The following is a 14,954-nucleotide window of genomic DNA, read 5'->3' as shown; positions in this document are numbered from 1 at the left end:
GGTTGAGTGATCACATGACGACGGCGATCCGGACCGAAGCGGTCCCCCTGACCGACGGGAGTGAGCTGCGGCTCACCGTGGCCGAGCCGGACGGCCCGGCCCGGGGCGGCGTCGTCGTGCTGCAGGAGGCCCGCGGGGTCACCGACTCCGTCCGGCTGCTGGTCACCGGCCTGGCGGCCGAGGGCCTGCTCGCCGTCGCCCCGCACCTGTACCACCGCGACGACGCCGACGACCTCGGCTCCGGCACCGAGACGCAGGTGGCAGAGCAGCTCGGCCGCCTGGACGCCGACCAGGTGATGGACGACTGCGACACCGCGTTCGGCTGGCTCGCCGACAACGGCATCGAGGCCGACCGGATGGGCGTGCTCGGGTTCGACCTCGGCGGCACTGTCGCCCTGCACGTGGCCGCGAACCGGACCCTGGGTGCGGCCGTGACGGTGGCGGGGGAGGGGATCGAGAAGTCGCCGTCGCGCAGCGTCCCGGCCCTGATCGAGACCGCCCCGGAGCTGACCTGCCCGTGGCTGGGCATCTACTCCGAGACGGTCGACGGCGACGCGGTCGGCCGGCTGCGGGCGGCGGCGGAGCAGTCCGGGGTCGCGACCGACGTCGTCGTCTACCCCTCGACCGGCTACCGGTTCGACGACGATCCCGACTCCGCCGCCGAGGCGTGGCAGCGGGTGCTCAACTGGTTCGACGCCCACCTGCGCTGAGCCCCCGGGTGTGGTCCCGGCCACTGGTGCCGGGGGCATCCGGTCGGTAAGGGTGGGGGCATGTCGTCAGCGCAGCCAGGGTCGTCAGCGCAGTCGGGGCCGGCCGTGGGCGATCCCGGCGCCCCGGAGCTGCTGTGGAGCCCGGACCCGGAGCAGGTCCCGCAGAGCGAGATCGTGGCCTTCGCCACCTGGGTGCGCGACGAGCGGGGTGCCCCGGTCACCGACGTCACCGACTACGAGCAGCTGCACGCCTGGTCGGTCGCCGACACCGAGGGCTTTTGGTCCGCCGTCGCCGAGTACTGCGGGGTGCTGTTCCACGACCACCCGACGGCCACCCTGGGCTCGCGGGAGATGCCCGGCGCCCGGTGGTTCCCGGGCGCGACGCTGAACTACGCCGAGCACGCGCTCACCCCCGCCCCCGGCCGGGCCGACGACGACGTGGCCGTCGAGTTCGCCCGCGAGGACGGGCTGGAGCGCACCGTCACCCACGCCGAGCTGCGCGAGGAGGTCGCGCGGGCCCGCGCCGGGCTGGTCCGGGCCGGGGTCGGCGCCGGTGACCGGGTCGTGGCGCTGGCGCCGAACTCGGTGGAGACCCTGGTCGCGTTCCTGGCCACGGCCAGCCTGGGCGCGATCTGGTCGTCCTGCTCGCCGGACTTCGGGGCCCGCGCGGTGCACGACCGGTTCGCCCAGATCGAGCCCGCCGTCCTGATCACCGTGGACGGGTACCGCTACAACGGCAAGGGCTACGACATCCGGGAGAACGTGGCGAGCCTGCAGCGGCAGATGCCGTCGCTGCGCGAGACCGTCCTGGTGCCCTACCTGGACCCCGGGGCGAGCCTGGACGGGACGACGTCGTGGGCGGAGTTCACGGCCGTCACCGCCCCGCTGGAGTTCACCGCGGTGCCGTTCGACCACCCGCTGTGGGTCCTCTACTCCTCGGGGACCACCGGGCTGCCGAAGGGCATCGTGCACGGGCACGGCGGGATCGTCGTCGAGCACCTGAAGGCGATGCGCCTGCAGCACGGCCTGGGGCCGGGGGACCGGTTCTTCTGGTTCACCACCACCGGCTGGATGATGTGGAACTTCCTCGTCGGCGGCCTGCTGGCCGGCGCGACGGTGGTGCTGTTCGACGGCAGCCCCGGGCACCCCGACCTCGGCGCGCTGTGGGCGCTCGCGGCGAAGCACCGGGTGTCGCTGTTCGGGGTGTCGGCGCCCTACATCCAGTCCTGCATGAAGGCCGGCCTGCGCCCCGGCGACGACCACGACCTGTCGCAGATGCGGGCGCTCGGCTCCACCGGCGCCCCGCTCTCGGTCGAGGGCTTCCGCTGGATCGGTGACGCGGCGGGCCGGCACATCCAGATCTGCTCGGTCTCCGGCGGCACCGACGTGTGCGCGGCGTTCCTGACCAGCGCGCCGACCGTCGGGGTGTGGCTGGGGGAGCTGTCCTGCGCGGCGCTGGGTGCCGACGTCCGGTCCTACGGCGAGGACGGCACCGACCTGCTCGACGACGTCGGCGAGCTGGTCATCACCGGCCCGACCCCGTCGATGCCGGTGATGTTCTGGAACGACCCGGACGGCAGCCGCCTGCGCGAGTCCTACTTCGAGGACTTCCCGGGCCGGTGGCGGCACGGCGACTGGGTGCGGCGCACCCCGCGGAACTCGTTCGTGATCTACGGGCGGTCGGACTCGACGCTGAACCGCGGCGGCGTCCGGATGGGGACGGCGGACTTCTACTCGGTCGTCGAGGGCCTGGACGGGATCGCCGACTCGCTGGTGATCGACACCACCGCGCTCGGGGCCCGGGAGGAGGGCGCGCTGCTGTGCTTCCTCGTGCTCGACGAGGGGGTGGAGCTGCCCGACGTCGAGCCCGCCCTGCGGTCGGCGCTGCGCTCCGAGCTCTCGCCCCGGCACGTCCCGGACCGGTTCGTGGTGGTCGACGCGGTGCCGCGGACGCTGAACGGCAAGAAGTGCGAGGTGCCCGTCAAGAAGATCCTCTCCGGGGCCGACCCGGAGAAGGCGGTGTCGGCCGGAGCGCTGCAGAACCCGGACGCGCTGACCCCGTTCATCGAGCTGGCGGGGCGCTGATCGGCGCCGATCCACGGCGTGACCGGGCCCGTCACCGACGGGGGACCCCGGTGGGAACCCGCTGGCGGCGGCGTGTAATGTTCTCCTCGCTGGTGGCCGTGAGGCACCGGGGAGGCTTCGCCTAGTCTGGTCTATGGCGCCGCACTGCTAATGCGGTTTGGGGTAACCCCCCATCCCGGGTTCAAATCCCGGAGCCTCCGCGCCGGCACGACGGGCCTGAACGGTCCGGCGGGTCGACACAAGAGAATATCGACGAGCGCCCGTAGCTCAACGGATAGAGCATCTGACTACGGATCAGAAGGTTAGGGGTTCGAATCCCTTCGGGCGCACCACTCGAGATCCGGCTCTGACCAGGGACAACGGTCAGGGCCGGATCTTTTTTCGTCGGTGGAAGTTGATCGCGGTCCACGGACCGGTCCACGAACCTTGCTAGCTTCCGCCAGGTGGCCAGCCGATCCGACTCCCCCGTCAAGCGCCAGCGCGGCAGCATCCGCCGCCGGGCCCGGTGCTACGAGGTCCGTGTGTCGGCGGGTGAGGACCCGTCGACCGGCGAGCGGATCGTGTTGTGCGAGAGCGTCGACATCGAGGGCGACGGCGACCGCGCGGAGAAGGCCGCCTACCGCGAGGCCGAGAAGATCCGGACCCGGCTCCTCGCAGACGCGGACGAACTGAAGGTCGCGCGCACCAAGGCCACCGTCGGAGCGCTGCTCGAACGCTGGATGCAGCAGCACGAGATCGATGCCACCACCCGGATGACCTACGAGTCCCAGATCCGGATGTACATCCTCCCGAACCTCGGTGACGTCCCGCTGGTGCTGTTCGTCCGGGAGGCCTCGCAGCGCCTGGAGACGCTCTACAGCCGCCTGCGGAGGTGCCGAGCACTGTGCAACGGCCGGCCGTTCGTCGAGAAACACGCGGCGGAGGGCCCGCACGACTGCGTGGTCGCGGGCTGCAAGCGACACGTGTGCAAGCCCTACGCGGCGTCGAGTGTGCGGTCGATCCACGCGATCCTCTCCGGGGCGTGCAGCGCCGCGGTGCGCTGGGGCTGGATCGCCTTCAACCCCATGCCGTCGGTACGGCCACCGTCGAAGGCGAGGCCGCAGCCGCGCCCGCCGACGAGCGCGCAGATGGCCCGCATCGTCGAGGCGGCCTGGGACGCGGCTGCGGAGTGGGGCCTCTACGTCTGGCTGTCCGCGGTGCTCGGAGCCCGCCGGGGCGAGGTCGTCGCACTCCAGTGGGAGGACATCGACCTGACCGCGGGCGTCGTCCGCCTGGACGAGAACTACGTCCGGGTCCCCGGCGGGATGGTCGTCAAGGACACGAAGACCCACCAGATGCGCCGGGTCTCGATCGACCCGCCCACCGTCGAGCTGCTCCGCCAGCACCGCGCGGAGTGCGCGGAACGGCTCGCCCTGCTCGGGCTGACCGTGACCGACCGGACATGGCTGTTCTCGGCGACGCCGGACATGCGCCGTCCCCGCGACCCGTCGTCGCTCACCCGGCGGTACGCGCGGCTGGTCGCCAAGCTCGACATCGACACCGGGTTGAAGGAGCTGCGCCACTACTCGGCGACCGAACTCCTGACCGCGGGCGTCGATCTCCGCACCGTCGCCGGACGGCTCGGTCACGGCGACGGCACCACCACCCTGCGGCACTACGCAGCATGGGTCACGGCCGCGGACGAGGGTGCGGCCGGCGTGATCGGCGGCCGGATGCCGGTGGTCCGCAGGCCGCAGCGCAGCGCTGGCGATGTCGCAGAGCCTGCGTAGGCTTGGGCTGAACCGATCCGGTCCGGCCGAAGCGGAGACGACGGCATGGCAGACCTCGCGACGGGCGCCCCGTCGTCGTTCACCGAACCGCTCGCCCGCCGCGTTCTGGCCGAGGCCGTCGACCGGGCCGACCTGCCGCGTGGCCCTGTCGAGCTGATCAGGATCGGCTCCAACGCCGTGTTCCGGATAGCCGGTGACCTCATCGCGCGGGTCGCGTCGCCGTCGGCACCGCTCGCCACCGCGGAGAAACAGATCCGGGTCGCCCGCTGGCTGGCGGCGGAACGGTTCCCGGCGACTCGCGCGGTCGACGTCGAGCAGCCGGTCGAGGTCGACGGCTGCGCCGTCACCTTCTGGGAGTCCGTCGCCCCGGGAACGACGTACGCGCCGATCGGTGACGTCGCCGCCGTCATCCGCCGACTCCACCAGCTCCCGACGCCCGACGACCTCGACCTCCCGGAGATCAAACCGTTCGGGCTGGCCGGGGCCGACCTGCCCGATTTCCCGGGGCTCGCTCCGGACGACGCCTGCTTCCTCCGAGAACGGATCGAGCGGGCGCGCGATGCATTTCCACGGTTGCCGTTCGAACTGCCGCACGGAGCCATTCACGGGGACGCGAACGTGGGAAACGTGCTCGTCGACACCGCCGGACATCCGGTGCTGATCGATCTCGACAGTTTCGCCACCGGACCGCGCGAGTGGGACCTGATTCAGACGGCGTTGTTCGCGACGCGTCTCGGCTGGCACAGCCGCTCCGAGTACGCGGACTTCGTCCGTATCTACGGCTACGACGTCACACAATGGTCCGGTTTCGAGTGTTTGGCCGACATGCGCGAGATCGCGATGACCTCGTGGCTGAGCAAGAAGGCTACGGAATCCCAGGCGACTGCACGCGAGGCCGGTCGCCGGATCTCCGACATTCGAAACGGCGCTCCCCGAACGGACTGGGGAGCGTACTGATCACACGGACCGTCATCCCGACGGCCGCCAGAGCCGAGAGTTTCGGGCGGAGTCGACGAAGGTCCGCACCGCCGTGCTGCGCCGGTGCCGGACCAGCCGTTCCCTGAATTCATCCACATAGCTGCTGCACCGTGCCGACCGGAGTCTCCCGCCGACCTCCAGGGCGTCCGCCGCGACACGGCACCCCTCGTCGAGGTCGCCTCGGTCGATCAAGGAGTCGGCGAGCACCATCGCCACGAAGAAGTCGCTCCTGACGTACTCGCCGGACGCCGACGTGAGCGCTCGCTGCGCGTGCTCCACCGCGACATCGGCGCGGCCGAGATCGCGGTGGCAGTGCGCCATCTCCGCTGCCATCTCGGCCTGGTCGAAATAGCCGATCCAGGCGGGCCCGTCCCCGGCCCGGTGCCGCTCGAAATGCTGTACCGCTGATCCCATCGCGCGATCGCACGCGTCGGCGTCACCGATCCGCGCCAGTGCCCGGGCCTCCATGATGTGGAAATGCGAGGTGAGGATCGGAATTCCGATCGAGTCGGTCCCGAGGCGAGCGGCCCGAGCCATGTTCGCGGCCTCGCGATAGCGACCGAGGAAACTCGCCTGGTGGCTCATCGCGTCCAGAATGCTCGCCGCGAGCAGACGATCCTCTCCGGCGTCCGCAAGTCCGAGTGCCTGGATGAAATAGCGTTGCGCGAGTCCGTGGAGCCCGGCGTCGTACGCCATCCACGCGGCCAGTTGTGTCGATTCGCCGGCGGCTGCGAACAGGGCGCGCCGCACGTCTGCGGTGCCCGCGGCCCGAAGGAGCAGCGGCAGCTCCGTGCGGAGGTACTGCACCAGTGAGCCTTTCCCAGTAGGTGCTGGTTGATCATGTGGTTCGGTCGTGCTCGACGTGGAGGAGAACGAGCGCGGCGGCGGTGATCGCGCCGATCCGCCAGGGGCAGAAGCTGACCCGACGCAGCGCCTTGAAGGTGGTCTTGAGCAGGGAGTTCCCGCGTTCGGCCACAGCCCTGACGGCGGAGTGCAGCGTGTTGACGGTGCGCTTGTCCTCCGACAGCCCACCGCCGGTGGGGGTCTTGAACGGGCAGGTCAGGCGGGTGTTCTCACCGTCGTAGCCGAGGTCGGCGAGCACGACGTGGGTGTCGTCGGTCCAGTCCTCGATCGCGTCGAGCAGGCCGGGGTGGCCGCGGGCGCAGGTGGTGTCGTGCTCGCGGCCCGGGCGCACCGGGGATGTCCACAACGGCCACCCGTCAGGCGCGGTGAGGACCTGAACGTTCCCGCCGTGGACGTGGTGCTTGCCCGACCACCACAGATCCACTCCCGGGGTCGGTCCGGGAGTGCGGGAGCGGTCAGTGTGGATCACGGTGCCGTCGAGGTGAACGTGGGTGTGCCCGGCGGTGCGGGCCGCGAGCAGCGCGCCGGGCAGTCCAGGCGCGGCGGCGGCCAGAACGTCGATGCCTTCGTGCAGGTAGCGGTAGGTACTCGACAGGCTCAGCTGGTTGTCGGCGGCGAGCTGGGCGACCCGGGTGGCGTCGAGGAACCAGCGCAGCACCAGCACCGCGTGGCGGTCACAGTCCAGCGCGCGGCGCCCGCGCCGGGTCCCGCGCCGGAGGCGTTCCTCGGCCAACAGCCGCGACAACATGGACGCGGTGGGCTCCCCGATCGGGAGCACGGCGGTGTAGGTGACAGGATCGGGCACGCGGGACCTCGGTGGTGAGTCGATCTTTGAGCGGACCGACCTCTTCTACTGGGGTCCCGCCCCCTCGTTGAGCACCTCCACGTCACGGCGTGTCGCCGCCAGCCGCTCCCCACTACTGGGAAAGGCTCAGTGAGTTCCGGGCGTGCGCGCCGCCGAACGTGCTGTCCAGACGGTCGAAGGTCTCGCGCATCGTCCGGAGCCGTTGAACGTCGGACAGCCCGATGCGCGATGGACCCTCCGCGCGATCGCCGACCGGCGACTGTGACCCCACCAGCCAGGAGACCGACGCCTCGTTCCAGGCCGCGACGTTCGTCGGCGCCCCGAGCACCACGGGCGCGCTCGCGAGATCCGCGTCGAGGAGCTGCGCGGTCGCCACGACCCCGTCCTCCGCCGAGCCGGGGTAGGCGAGGCCTGCCTGCGGGTCCGACGTCGTCGGCCGGCGGAATCCGAGCTCGTCGAGCGCGACCGTGCGTCCGAGTGCGGCGCCCACCGCCTGCGCGATCGCCGTCCGCGTGGCGTCGTCACGAGGAACGGTCCCGGCGATCCACCGGCTCACATAGGTGTGGGAGTAGCTCCGGCCGGCGGCCCGCGCGGCTGGTGACTCGCTGACGGCGCGGGCGAACCGCTTCCGGCCGATCGTCCCGGCACGGTCGAGGAACCCCGCCTCGATCAGCAACGAGGACAGCCGCTCGTTCGCCACGCGCCGGTCACCCCCCGGATCAGTGCGCCGTCTGACCGAGTGTGCCCCCACTGCGCCCTGTCGCGGGTGAATCCGGAAATCCACTCTGGTTCCTGTCAGGACAACCGACGCGGCAGCTCCGGGAGGTGAGCGGGATGAACGAGTCAGGACTTCATGTCGACGGCGCGTTCGAGGGCCTCGACCCGGCGTCGGAGGTCTCGGAGTTCCCCTCGAACGTCCACGGAGTCGTCGTGCCGGAGATCCTCGCCGGTCCGGCCGCCGCGGAGCACGGTGCCGAGGTGGTCCGCAGGCCATCCGAGCGCCACGGAGAGGGCGACCAGCGTCCTGGGCTGGCGGCGACGGGTGTTCAGGACGTGCACCAGCTCGCGGACGGTTGTCAGCGAGACCCCCGACTTCGACGCGAGATCGGTCATCGTCATGCCTCGCTCGTCGAGGCGGACCTTGATCGCGTCCGACACCGCGGACCAGTCCTGATTCACGTGCGCTCCCGCCTTGTCGAGGTGCGGCGAGCGTAGCGAGAGCGCGGTACCGCGCGCACTTCACGCGCGAAGCCGTGTTGACCAACTATCAATTTACGCTCAATATGAGCGTAAAATTGGCACTGCTGGATCGGCTGGCAGGCCACGACAGGGGAGGCACGAGTGGATACGACGAAGACCTCGACGGCGGAGGTTCCGGCCGCCGACGCGACGGTGAGCAGGCCCGCCTTCTACACCGCGGCGGAGACCGCGGCGATGCTCCGGCTCGACGAGTCGACGCTGTACCGGCACCTGCGGCGGGGGACCTTTCCCGGACTCAAGATCGGTGGGCGCTACGTGGTCCCCGGAGCGGTCCTGGAGCGTCTGGTGGCCGACATCCTCACGACCGGGCGCTGCATCGACCTCGGCTCCTGGACCGAGCAGTGGCGGCACGACCAGGTCACCGCACTCGCCCGGATCGCGGCCGCGGACGTCTCGATCGTGGGCGGGGAGTCCTGATGGGCAGCGTCGGGGTGCTGATCCTGTTCATGGTCGCCGGTGCGGTGATCTGCGCGAAGGCGCGGGTGGCTGGCGGCGCGGTGGCGTTCTCCCTGGTCGCGTTGGTGCTGTTCATCGCCACGCCGGTCGGGGCCGGTCTGCCGGACGCGATCGGCACGTTCATCTCGGCGTTCGACCAGGCCGCCACCCCCGCGCTGAACGGTACGCCCGACCCCGGGTCCGCGGGGGCCGGGTCGTGACCCCGGCCGCTGAGCCCGGAGCGGGAGACCTCGCCCTCACGGCCGGGCGGGCCGAGAGCCCGGAGGGTCCCGCCTTCGGCGGGGCGGAGGGCCGTCCGGCCCGAGTTTGGCCCGGCCTCACTCAGATTCAAGGGCGCTCCGCTGGCGCTGCGCGTCGCTGCGCGACCGACCTTCGGTCGGCCCTTGAGTCCGAGCCTCGGAGGCAGTGCGCGCCTGACGGCGCGGTGGCGGACGGGACGCCGCCACCGGTGGGCCGGACCGGCCGACCCTCCTCACCCCTTCTGGAGGCCAGCATGACCGCGATCTTCCTGCCCGGCCCGCCCGTCGTGGACCTGGCCGACGACCCCGTCGACCTGGTCGACGTGACCGACCTGGTGTGCCCGGGCTGTACCGGCCCGGTGGTCGACGCCCCGCCATCGGGCTGGTCCGCCCGCGCGGGCCGCTGCCCGGAGTTCTCCCACCTGGACGGGTCGGTGCTGTGCCCGGACGGGTTCGGGCGGGTGCCGGAGCCGGTCGAGGCGGCGTCGCTGCGCTACGGCCTCACCGCCGCCGGAGCGACCGCGGCCCTGGACGAGACCCGCGGGCGGTCGGCGTGACCGCCCGCCCCTCACCGGAGTGGACGGTCCCCGAGCGGGTCGCCGGCCCCGAGGACCTGGACCCGCGGTTGCTGCGCCCGACCGGGCGGACGGACCGGTTGCAGGTGGTGGTCGAGCACTACGTGCCGGGCGCAGGTCGGTGCCCGGCGTGCGGGTGGCCGGTACTGCGCCGCCAGGAGTGCCCCTCGCGTCAGGTCGCGGTGTGCCTGCTCGACAACCGGCCGCTGCCGGTCCGGCTCGCGCACCTGGCCGACGTGATCCCCGGCGCCCGCACCGGCCGCGACACCGCGGCCGACCGGCACGAGCAGCGCCGAATCGAGGACGGCCTGCCGGGGCTGTTCGCGGCCCCGACCCGGGCCCCGGAGCGGGGGCAGCCGCAGTGATCGGAGCGAGCAGCAAGCAGCAGTTGGGACGGCCCGGCGACGGGATCTTGGCGGAACACGACCGCCGGGCCGTTCTCACCAACCAACAGGAGGTAGGAGAGATGTCCACCGTAGACCCGACGCCCAACGTGGGCGAGGAGCTGGACTGGCGTGCCGGTGCGGCGTGCCGCGACGTCGACCCGGAGCTGTTCTTCCCGACCCCGATCGACGGTGCCGCCCTGCTGGCGGCGGAGCGGCGGGCGCTGTCGGTGTGCCGAGTGTGCCCGGTCCTGGACGCGTGCCGGGCGTGGGCGATCGTCGAGCAGCCGCACGAGATCGCCGGTGGGCTGACCGAGGACGAGCGCCGCCGCGCCCGCCAGGCGATGCCCCGCCGTCCCGGTCGCGCCGAAGTCCCGGCCGTGGTGCCCGGCCCGTCGCTGCGCACCGACCGAGCCCCGGTCATCGCCGCCGGCCACACGGCGCTCACCGCCGGGGCCGACCGCGGAGACATCGCCCGCGCCCTGGGCGTCACCCGCCGGACCGTCGACCGCTGGGCCGCCGCCCTCGCGATCCCCGCCGGAGGTGGTCGGTGATGAGCGAGCCGTTCAGGGTGTCGGAGTCCGGGCAGGCCGCCGGTCGGATCCGGGAGCTGGTCCGCCGGATCGCGGTCGAGGTGTTCGGCACGACCGAGACCGAGGTCCCGATCCCCGGGTTCACGGTGTTCACCGACCGCAAGCTCGACGACCCGCTGGCCGGTGTCCGGGCCGCGCTGCTGATGCGCAGCGTCGCGGAGGCTCAGCTCTACGACTACGCCCGCTCCGCTCGCGCGGCCGGGCGGTCGTGGGACGAGATCGGCGCGGTCCTCAGCCTGCCGACCGGCGAGGTGCCGGTGGGGGAGGCGGCGTTCGACTGGCTGGTCTGCGGCCGGGTCCCCGACCCGGAGCGCGACGGGATCCGGTCGTTCCGGACGCCGTCGGCGTTCTGGCGCTGCACGACCTGCGGCGAGCAGGTCACCGACGACGGCCCGTTCGAGTCCCACCCGACCGACAACGAGACCGGCCACGCCGACACCTGCGCCCGGCACCAGGCCGACATCGCGGCCTGGGCCGAGCGGACGGGGTGGGACGACTGATGAGCATCCTGTTCAGCTCCACCAGTCTCGTCCTCGCCGTGTTCGCCGGGGGCGCCCTGCTGGCCTGGTCCCGCGGGGCCCGCGGCCTGGCCGCCGGCCTCGCCGCGATCGCCCTGCTCCCGGCCGCGACGATCGTCACCGCCCTCTCGTGGCCCGCCCTGGTCGCTGTTGCCGGGCTGGCTGTGGTGATCGTGTGGCATCGCTGGGCTCGCTCGTCGGCGACGGTGTCGCGGTGGGCGTCGCGCTCGCGCCGCAAGGTCGGTGTGGCGTCGTCGTTGGACATCGTCCGGCATGCCGGGACTCTCGCGGTGCGTCGCCGGATCGGTACCGTCCGCCCGTCGCTGGCCGGGCTGCCCCGGCTCCAGAGGTGGCGCCTCGCGACCACCGAGGCCGCGGTGGAGCTGTGCCGGACCGGGGCGTTGCGGGTGTGGGCGCTGGTCGAGGACGTCGTGATCGTCGTCGGCGGCCCCCGCACCGGCAAGACAGGCTGGCTCGCCGGGCGCGTCCTCGACGCCCCCGGCGCCGCCCTGGTCACCTCCACCCGCACCGACCTGCTCGACCTCTGCGCGCCGCTGCGCCGTCAGGACCGGGGTGAGGTGTTCGTGTTCAACCCGGCCGGCCTCGGGGCACGGGCCAGCACGATAACGTTCGATCCGCTGACCGGCTGCTCGGATCCGGTGACTGCGACCGAGCGGGCGACGGACATGCTCGCCGCCGTCGCCTCTGGCAGTGGTGGGGATCGGGAGTTCTGGGACGGTCAGGCCCGCCGCGTGCTGGCCGCGCTGTTGCACGCCGCCGCTCTCGGCGGTCGGCGGATGGCCGATGTGCTCGGGTGGGTCGCCGACCCCGACGCCGCCGGCCGCGAGGTCCCCGCGCTGCTGCGCCGCTCCGGGGTGACCGCGTTCGAACAGGACGCCATGCAGTTCATCACCACCAACGAACGCACCCGCTCCTCGATCACCTCCTCGGTGATGCCCGCCCTCGGCTGGCTCACCCACCCCGCCGCGGCCGCGGCGGCCGAGCCCGGCGCAGGGTTCGACGTCGCCCGCCTCCTCGACGAGCGGGCGACGGTGTTCCTGCTCGGCGCCGAAGAAGCCCAGACCGCACCCCTGGTCTGCGCCCTCACGGGCCACATCGCCCGCGAGGCCCGACGACTCGCCGCAGGCCAGCCGAAGGGGCGGCTGGACCCGCCGCTTGGGCTGTTCCTCGACGAGGCCGCCCTGATCAGCCCGGTCCCGCTGGAGTCCTGGACCGCGGACATGGGCGGTCGGGGAGTGACGATCCTGTGCGCGTTCCAGTCCCGCGCCCAGCTCCTGGCCCGCTGGGGTGAGCACAAGGCGGCGACGATCCTGAACAACACCGCCGCGGTGATGATCTTCGGTGGGACGCGGGACAAGGCGGACCTGGAGTTCTGGTCGACCCTCGCGGGCGAGCGCGACGAGCGCGTGTCGACGACCGACGAGCACGGCCGGGTCGCGTCGAGGTCGGTGCGGAAGGTGCCGGTGCTCGCCCCGGCGCAGATCGCGAACCTGCCCGCCGGGCGGGTCGTGGTCATCCGGCGCGGGATCGCCCCGGTGATCGGCCGGGCCCGCATGGCCTGGAAGCGCCCGGACGTCCGGCGTCGGGCGCGGCTGATGCGCCGGGTCGAGGCCGAGTCCCGTCGTCACCGGCGCAACGAGGTGGTCCGGGTGTGGCTCGATGCCCAGCTCGAACGAGCTCTGGTCGTGCTCGCGGCGCGGTGGCCTATCCGGTTCGGGGAGGCGTTGGAGCGGGTGCGGTCGTCGAACCGGATGTTCGGCGAGCTGCGCGCGATCCGCGGTGGCGGCGACAACGTCGACCAGGCGGTCGAGGCGACCGCGCTGCATGAGCCGACACCGGGAGACGGTCCCGGCGGGGCGGCGGGCCCGGCCCGGCCGGTCGACGGTGACGGGCGGTGGCAGCGATGAGCGACCGCTACGAGCTGTGGACCCCGGCCCAGGCGGTCGATCGCTTCGCGGCCGAGCTGCCGGGCGGGCGGGCCGACGCTGAGCAGGTCATCGCCTCCTACCTGCGCGACGCCACCGGTGTGCACGGTCGGCCGTCGTCGGGGTGGCGGCTTGACGAGTTCGATCTCGACGACGCCCGCGCCCGCTTCGGCTGGGTCGACTTCACCCACGGCGAGACTGTCGCTGCCGCCCGCGCCCGGGCCGACGCCACCACGATCGCGGCGATTCGTCAGGCGCGTGGGACGTCGGCGATCACCGAGCGGGCCCGGCTGGCCGGGCTGCACTCCGACGTGGAGATGTGGGGCTACCGCGCCCACCAGGTCGGCCTCGACGAGCTGACCAACACCACTGCCTGTGATCCGCAACCCCGACTGGTGACCGTCGCCCGTGAAGGGCGGGAGCGGTCGCACCGCGAGGCCACCGCAGCGCACGACGCCCGCGTCCTGGCCGTCGAAGCGACGGCCGAGGCCGCCGCGCTCGATCACCGCACCGACCGGCGCCCCGACCACGGACCCGCCACCACCGAGCACCAGGACAACGACGAGGAGGACCGCGTGAACACCCCCGAGGATGGCCACCCGTGTGCGGAGGTGGGCACCGACGAGCGCAGTGACCGGGACCGGGTGCTCGACGAGGGCCCCGGCTCGTTCGCGGGCGGGCTGTGGTTCACCCCCGACCACGCGGTCGAGGGTGGGGTCCGGCCGCTGACCGAGGACGAGATGGCACGGGTCTGCGAGCTGGTCCGTCAGACCCAGGCCGACGCAGTCGACTACGCCGAGGCAGCCGACGAGCCGCCCGAGGGGCGGGCCCCCGCGGCGGACGTGGACGGGGCGGGGTGGGAGCGGTGATGCCCCCACCCCCGCAGACCCCCGAGGGTGCCGGGGCCGAGGTCGTCGTGGCCGGTCTGGCCCGGGAGGTCGACGTGCTGCGCCGCCGGGTCGACGGCCTGGACCCGCTCACCGCCCGGGTGGACCGGCTCGACGAGATGGCAGTACGAACCGCGGACACGTTGAAGAGCGTCATCGGCAGGAAGGCCAAGCCGCCGGCGCCGTCGTGGCTGCTCGCTCCCACCGACCCCGGCGAGGTCGCCAGGCTGGTCGACGAGCTGACCGCATGGCTCGGCGCGGTGTTCCTGCGCTACCCCGACGGGGCGTCGGTCCTGCCGGAGTGCTGGCTGTGGCACCCCGACGTCGTCGAGGAACTCCTCTGGTTGATGCACGCCTGGCTCGCCGCCTACCAGGGCCCCGACGCCTCGGTCGCCGCGGCGGGGGACTGGCACGACCGCCAGCGCCCCGGCGTGACCGCCCGGATCCGCAAGAGCGCGGGGTCGTGCTCGATCGAGGCCCACCAGACCCGCCCCGGCTGGTCGGCCCCGGGCGGGGCGCCGGTGCCGGTGCCCGGGCTGGAGCACACGCCCGCGATCACCGGGTGGTGGGCGCAGCACCGCGACCAGGCCCCACCCGAGCCCGCCCCAGCCGCGAGCCCGATTGGGGGTGCGCTCGGATGACCACCACCAGCAGCGGCAGTAGCGGTGCGGGGCGGTGGGGCCGGGCCGCGGTGTGGCTCCCGGGCCTCGCCGTCGCCATAGGCGCCGCGGTCGCCACGGCGCACGGCCTGTTCGAGGTCGCCGTGGCCGCCCGGGTGCCGGTCGGGGTGGCGTGGATCTAACCGCTGATCACCGACGGCCTCGCCCTGGTCGCCTACGCGGCCACGGCGCGGTTGTCGGGGTCGGCGGCTCGCTACGCCTGGAGC

At 72.9% G+C, this 14,954-nt stretch carries 18 protein-coding genes and 2 tRNA genes; 16 read left to right on the top strand and 4 right to left on the bottom strand.

Features of this window, described 5'->3' with window-relative positions; all coding sequences use genetic code 11:
* Positions 1–14 precede the first annotated feature (14 nt).
* The 6 genes from AFB00_RS10030 (at position 15) to AFB00_RS10005 (ending at position 5,521) form a co-directional block, all read left to right on the top strand.
* Positions 15–710, top strand: coding sequence for a dienelactone hydrolase family protein (locus tag AFB00_RS10030; protein ID WP_068797005.1), 696 nt, complete (start codon positions 15–17; stop codon positions 708–710).
* Between the two features lie 60 nt (positions 711–770).
* Complete coding sequence (locus AFB00_RS10025; protein WP_068797004.1) at positions 771–2,795, top strand: acetoacetate--CoA ligase; 2,025 nt, start codon at positions 771–773, stop codon at positions 2,793–2,795.
* A gap of 110 nt (positions 2,796–2,905) precedes the next feature.
* A tRNA-Ser gene (locus tag AFB00_RS10020) sits at positions 2,906–2,995 on the top strand.
* A 56-nt stretch (positions 2,996–3,051) separates the two neighbouring features.
* Positions 3,052–3,127, top strand: a tRNA-Arg gene (locus AFB00_RS10015).
* A gap of 111 nt (positions 3,128–3,238) precedes the next feature.
* The gene (locus AFB00_RS10010; protein WP_068797003.1) at positions 3,239–4,564 is read left to right on the top strand and encodes a site-specific integrase; all 1,326 of its coding nucleotides are present in this window, start codon (positions 3,239–3,241) and stop codon (positions 4,562–4,564) included.
* A gap of 45 nt (positions 4,565–4,609) precedes the next feature.
* Positions 4,610–5,521 carry an aminoglycoside phosphotransferase family protein gene (locus AFB00_RS10005; RefSeq protein WP_068797002.1) on the top strand — a complete coding sequence of 304 codons (912 nt, stop codon included), beginning with the start codon at positions 4,610–4,612 and terminating at the stop codon, positions 5,519–5,521.
* A gap of 12 nt (positions 5,522–5,533) precedes the next feature.
* Here AFB00_RS10005 and AFB00_RS10000 read toward each other — a convergent pair whose 3' ends face one another.
* The 4 genes from AFB00_RS10000 to AFB00_RS09985 form a co-directional block, all read right to left on the bottom strand.
* Positions 5,534–6,349 carry a hypothetical protein gene (locus tag AFB00_RS10000; protein ID WP_068797001.1) on the bottom strand — a complete coding sequence of 272 codons (816 nt, stop codon included), beginning with the start codon at positions 6,347–6,349 and terminating at the stop codon, positions 5,534–5,536.
* 31 nt (positions 6,350–6,380) lie between these two features.
* The gene (locus AFB00_RS09995; protein WP_068800171.1) at positions 6,381–7,154 is read right to left on the bottom strand and encodes an HARBI1 family protein; all 774 of its coding nucleotides are present in this window, start codon (positions 7,152–7,154) and stop codon (positions 6,381–6,383) included.
* 169 nt (positions 7,155–7,323) lie between these two features.
* Positions 7,324–7,911 (bottom strand): hypothetical protein, encoded by a 588-nt coding sequence (locus tag AFB00_RS09990; protein ID WP_068797000.1) that lies wholly within the window; start codon positions 7,909–7,911, stop codon positions 7,324–7,326.
* A gap of 143 nt (positions 7,912–8,054) precedes the next feature.
* Complete coding sequence (locus AFB00_RS09985; RefSeq protein WP_068796999.1) at positions 8,055–8,390, bottom strand: helix-turn-helix domain-containing protein; 336 nt, start codon at positions 8,388–8,390, stop codon at positions 8,055–8,057.
* Between the two features lie 162 nt (positions 8,391–8,552).
* Between AFB00_RS09985 and AFB00_RS09980 the strand changes: the two genes are divergently transcribed.
* From AFB00_RS09980 to AFB00_RS33100, 10 genes are all read left to right on the top strand, one after another.
* Positions 8,553–8,888, top strand: coding sequence for a helix-turn-helix domain-containing protein (locus AFB00_RS09980; RefSeq protein WP_068796998.1), 336 nt, complete (start codon positions 8,553–8,555; stop codon positions 8,886–8,888).
* Entirely contained in the window at positions 8,888–9,127 is a 240-nt protein-coding gene (locus tag AFB00_RS09975; RefSeq protein ID WP_068796997.1) for a hypothetical protein, read from the top strand. Before AFB00_RS09980 ends, AFB00_RS09975 begins: the two co-directional genes overlap by 1 nt.
* Before the next feature lie 293 nt (positions 9,128–9,420).
* Positions 9,421–9,723, top strand: a complete 303-nt coding sequence (locus AFB00_RS09970; protein ID WP_068796996.1) for a hypothetical protein — start codon at positions 9,421–9,423, stop codon at positions 9,721–9,723.
* Positions 9,720–10,106 (top strand): hypothetical protein, encoded by a 387-nt coding sequence (locus AFB00_RS33105; RefSeq protein WP_068796995.1) that lies wholly within the window; start codon positions 9,720–9,722, stop codon positions 10,104–10,106. The genes AFB00_RS09970 and AFB00_RS33105 overlap by 4 nt, the downstream gene beginning before the upstream one ends.
* Before the next feature lie 101 nt (positions 10,107–10,207).
* On the top strand, positions 10,208–10,678 hold the full coding sequence (locus AFB00_RS36140) for a WhiB family transcriptional regulator (protein WP_442965851.1): 471 nt from the start codon (positions 10,208–10,210) through the stop codon (positions 10,676–10,678).
* Positions 10,678–11,217 carry a hypothetical protein gene (locus AFB00_RS09955; RefSeq protein ID WP_068796993.1) on the top strand — a complete coding sequence of 180 codons (540 nt, stop codon included), beginning with the start codon at positions 10,678–10,680 and terminating at the stop codon, positions 11,215–11,217. The genes AFB00_RS36140 and AFB00_RS09955 overlap by 1 nt, the downstream gene beginning before the upstream one ends.
* Positions 11,217–13,163: a type IV secretory system conjugative DNA transfer family protein gene (locus AFB00_RS09950; protein ID WP_068796992.1), complete on the top strand. Its 1,947-nt coding sequence runs from the start codon at positions 11,217–11,219 to the stop codon at positions 13,161–13,163. Before AFB00_RS09955 ends, AFB00_RS09950 begins: the two co-directional genes overlap by 1 nt.
* On the top strand, positions 13,160–14,050 hold the full coding sequence (locus AFB00_RS09945) for a hypothetical protein (RefSeq protein ID WP_068796991.1): 891 nt from the start codon (positions 13,160–13,162) through the stop codon (positions 14,048–14,050). The genes AFB00_RS09950 and AFB00_RS09945 overlap by 4 nt, the downstream gene beginning before the upstream one ends.
* Positions 14,050–14,709 carry a hypothetical protein gene (locus AFB00_RS09940; protein ID WP_068800170.1) on the top strand — a complete coding sequence of 220 codons (660 nt, stop codon included), beginning with the start codon at positions 14,050–14,052 and terminating at the stop codon, positions 14,707–14,709. Before AFB00_RS09945 ends, AFB00_RS09940 begins: the two co-directional genes overlap by 1 nt.
* Entirely contained in the window at positions 14,706–14,870 is a 165-nt protein-coding gene (locus AFB00_RS33100; RefSeq protein WP_156819474.1) for a hypothetical protein, read from the top strand. The genes AFB00_RS09940 and AFB00_RS33100 overlap by 4 nt, the downstream gene beginning before the upstream one ends.
* The last annotated feature ends 84 nt before the right edge of the window (positions 14,871–14,954 follow it).

This window comes from Pseudonocardia sp. HH130630-07 (assembly GCF_001698125.1).
Taxonomy (GTDB): Bacteria; Actinomycetota; Actinomycetes; order Mycobacteriales; family Pseudonocardiaceae; genus Pseudonocardia.
Note: the sequence above shows the minus strand (reverse complement) of the source record. Positions and strands in the feature narration are given on the sequence as shown.